At 76.5% G+C, this 3,505-nt stretch carries 3 protein-coding genes; 2 read left to right on the forward strand and 1 reads right to left on the reverse strand.

The window, feature by feature from the left end; all coding sequences use genetic code 11:
- Nucleotides 1-247: 247 nt before the first annotated feature.
- Complete coding sequence (locus tag RKE29_RS28660; RefSeq protein ID WP_312008618.1) at nt 248-1,060, reverse strand: hypothetical protein; 813 nt, start codon at nt 1,058-1,060, stop codon at nt 248-250.
- Between the two features lie 330 nt (nt 1,061-1,390).
- Here RKE29_RS28660 and RKE29_RS28665 point away from each other — a divergent pair, with 330 nt between their 5' ends.
- Nucleotides 1,391-2,173 (forward strand): enhanced serine sensitivity protein SseB, encoded by a 783-nt coding sequence (locus tag RKE29_RS28665; RefSeq protein ID WP_312008620.1) that lies wholly within the window; start codon nt 1,391-1,393, stop codon nt 2,171-2,173.
- A 194-nt stretch (nt 2,174-2,367) separates the two neighbouring features.
- Nucleotides 2,368-3,171 carry an enhanced serine sensitivity protein SseB C-terminal domain-containing protein gene (locus RKE29_RS28670; protein ID WP_312008621.1) on the forward strand — a complete coding sequence of 268 codons (804 nt, stop codon included), beginning with the start codon at nt 2,368-2,370 and terminating at the stop codon, nt 3,169-3,171.
- Nucleotides 3,172-3,505 lie beyond the last annotated feature (334 nt).

Consider the following 3,505-nt stretch of genomic DNA (forward strand, 5'->3'; position numbering starts at 1 on the left):
CCGCGCGTGCGGGCCGGTGCGGCGCCGCCCGGTCACCCGTACGGGCCGAGCGGCCTCCCGCGCGTACGGCCGTCACGGGCGTACGGCGGTAAGGCTGACGGCCCGTACGGCGCGCCGTCGCCCTCCAGCCCGCGCCCCGGCCGAGCCGCCCGGCCCGTACGCGCCCCGCGCACGAAACCGGCGGCCGGCCCGCGCGCACGGAACGCGTACGCGCGGGCCGGCCGCCCGAGGACGACGGCTGTCGCCGTCAGTCCTCCTCGGCGCCCGACGGCAGGGGCCTGGGCAGGGGCATCGGCGGCACCTCCGCCACGGGCGGCCTGCCCGGCGCGCCGGGCCGCTGGGCGGGCGGCACGGCGTGCCGGGACGACTTGCCGTTGGACCGGGGCAGCTTCGGCAGTCCGGGCATGCTCGCGGCCGGCAGCCCTCCCTCGGAGAGCGTGGCGGTCGACACGTTCACCAGGTCGGTCAGGACCTGGTTCATCGCCTTGACGATCGAGGCCTGGTCGCCGGACTGCACGGCCGTGCTCAGCCCGTCGATCGACTTCTCCAGTGCCGCGAGCGCGTCGCCGAGCAGGTCCGCGGTCACCCGGGCCGACCCGGGCGCGGCCGCGCCCCGGTGGGTGATCAGGACCCGGCCGGCGTGCGTGCCGCGCCTGGTGTGCGCCGACCTCTTCGCGGTCTTCTTGGCTTTGGCCTTGGCCTTGGCCGAAACCTTCTTCTTCGCGGGCTGCTTTCCGGACTTGGCGGGGACGGCGGGCTTCTTCGTGGCGTTGCGGGCCGTGTCGATGGCGCCCTTGATGTCGGTGGCCCGCTGCTTCAGGTCGGTGGCGGGCAGCGCGCCGTTGGGGGCCGCGCCCACCGCGCGCACCAGGTCCGTCACGGGTCTGAGCACGCCGCTCAGGTCCCCGAGGGTCTTGTTCTGGCTCAGGACCGTGTCGGCGCCGGGCAGCGTCGTACGCGGCGGGCGGTCCGGGCTCCCGGCGCCGGACGCCCCGAAGGCGGCGGTGCCGAACGCGAGGGAACCGGCGAGGAGGGAGGAGGCGACGGCGGATGCGATCACGCCGGCCTTCCGGGATACGCGCGTCACGAGAGACGTTTCCCTTCGGTACGGATACGAGAGGTTCGTCAGGGTCGGCATGTCGGTAAATCGACTAACAGGAGCAGGCATGTCGACCGGTCGAGGTCGTCGGACGGGCAGGGAGTACTCGAACACCATGCGAAGGAAGAAAACGGAGTGCAACTCACCGATTACCGTGTGCGGCGCGTGCCGCACCGGCGCCCCACCCCGCGACCTGCGGATTTCCTGTGCTGATACCTCTTTTCGGGCCGCCCGCGCGCCGTACAGCCGTTAGGGTGCGCGAAGGCAGGCAGGACGAGATCGGTAGGACGTATGAGCATCCCGGAGCAGCACGGCCCGGTGCCGGGCGGGTTCCCCGGCAACGAGCTGGAGGAGGTGCTGGCCGCCGCGGTCGGAGTGCCGGGCGCCGGCGCCCGCATCGTCGAGGTGCTGGCCCGCAGCCACCTGTGGGTGCCGCTGCCGCAGGGCGGCGGCCCGGACAGCCCGTCCCTGGACCTGCCCACCGTCGACATCGACGGCGTGGCGTACGTCCCGGTCTTCAGCTCCGAGGAGCAGTTCCGCCAGGTGGCGGGCGCCGGAATGGCGTACGCCGTGGCGCCGGCGGTCGAGTTCGCCCGCGGCCTGCCGCCGCAGCTGGGCATCGCCGTCAACCCCGGCGGCGCGGTCGGCGTACCGCTGCCCGCGCCCGCCGTCGCCGACCTGTGCCGGGCCGCGGATCCGCTGGTCCCGGTCGCGCCCGGCCCGGACGGGCTGCCCGCCGGCGGCCGCGTACGGCTGTTCGAGCCGGACTGGCAGGAGGAGCCGGTGGACTTCCTGGCCGCCGCGGGCCTGGAGTTCGCCCGGGTGCCGGGCGTGCGCACCGCCCGGCGCGCGCTGGCCAGCGTGGAGGGCGCCCCGCCCGCGCTGTTCGTCGGCGTCCAGTCCGACACGCCCGGGCCGGAGAGCCAGGCGGCCGCCCTCGACGCGCTCGGCCGCGCGCTCGGCGCGGTGCCGGTGCCGTGGCCGGTGCAGCTCGTCCTCCTCGACGTCACCCGGGATCCGGTCGCCGACTGGATGCTGGAGCGGGTGCGTCCGTTCTACGACCGTGATCTGTGAGTGACCCCGAAGGCCGCTGCCGGGACTCGTAAGCTGGTTGGATGACCCCTGGGGCGCGCACCGGCGCGCCCGCGCGCGGCACGGGGCCGTGCGCCGCGCGCGTCCGGGCGGTAGGCCGGGGCCACGAGTCGAGGGAGCCGGGCCGGACGGCCCGGCGGGAAGTCGAGACCGAGGAGAAGGGGCGAGCGCGGGTGATGGCTGGTGGCGGGCGGCCGGAGGGAGGCGCGGACGCGGACCGGGTAGAGCGGCTGCTGCGGGAGGTCGCCCCCGGCCGGTTCGACGTCTACGAGCGGCTGCTGCACGCGCTGGCCGACGGCGAGGTGTGGATGCTCCTGTGGCACGGCCGGCCCGGCTCGCCCGACGCCCAGTACGGCAACATGGACGTCGACGGCTGCGCGTACGCGCCGTGCGTGACGTCGGCGGCCGAGCTGGCCGCCAGCGGCTGGACGCGGGCCCACGAGGTGGTCCCCGGCCGCCAGATCTCCGCCGCGCTCTTCCGCGACCGGTACGGCCTGTGGCTCAACCCGCACGCGCCGGGCGGCGGTGTCGGCGTGCCCTGGCTGGACCTGCGGCGCATCGCCGGGGGCCTGGACCGGCTGCCCGCGGGCCCGCTGCGGATCGGCGAGCCCACTGTCGACATGCCGGGCTTCTACGCCCTGCTGGGCCAGAACGCGTACCGTACGCCCGCGGTCCGCTCGCTGCGCCGCGCCTGGGTGCGGCCCGCGCTCGGCGCGCCGTACCTGGCCATCGGCCTGGACCTGTACGACACCGGCCAGCACGCCGTGGAGTCGGTGCGGGCGATGATGCGCGACGCGATCGGGGCCGTGCCGGACGGGCTGCCGGTGTCCACGGTCGCGATGGCGGACGAGTACGACCCGGTGGGGATGTGGATGCGGGCCAACGCCCGCCCGTTCTTCGACCGGGACGCCATCGGTGGCACGGCGCCGCCCGCGCCTTCGTACGGCTACGGCTACCCGCCCCGGCACGGCGCCTACTGACGGCCGCCTCCGACGGCCGTCACCGCCGGGCTGCCCGTCGTCCGCCCGGCTGCCCGTCACCGCCCGGCTGCCCGTCACCGCCCGGCTGCCGTTCGTCCGCCGGTCCGCCCGGCCGCAGGGCNGTTCGTCCGCCGGTCCGCCCGGCCGCAGGGCGCCGTCCGCCGGTCTGCCGGCCGCGGGCGCACACGCCGGGCTGTCCCGCCGCCGGGCCGACCGGCCGTCAGGCCGCCGGGCCGTAGGCCACGGGTCTCAACGGCCGTAGGGCGGCGTCCGGGCCGCGCGGCCACCGGTCACCTGTCCGCCCGGCCGTCGGGCGCTGGCCCGCGGGGAGCCG

This window comes from Streptomyces sp. B1866, assembly GCF_031932565.1.
GTDB lineage: Bacteria > Actinomycetota > Actinomycetes > Streptomycetales > Streptomycetaceae > Streptomyces.

Bases quoted from the DNA above. Each gene is read 5' to 3' on its own strand.
- RKE29_RS28670 (WP_312008621.1), top strand. From the start codon at position 2,368: ATGGCTGGTGGCGGGCGGCCGGAGGGAGGCGCGGACGCGGACCGGGTA.
- RKE29_RS28665 (WP_312008620.1), top strand. From the start codon at position 1,391: ATGAGCATCCCGGAGCAGCACGGCCCGGTGCCGGGCGGGTTCCCCGGC.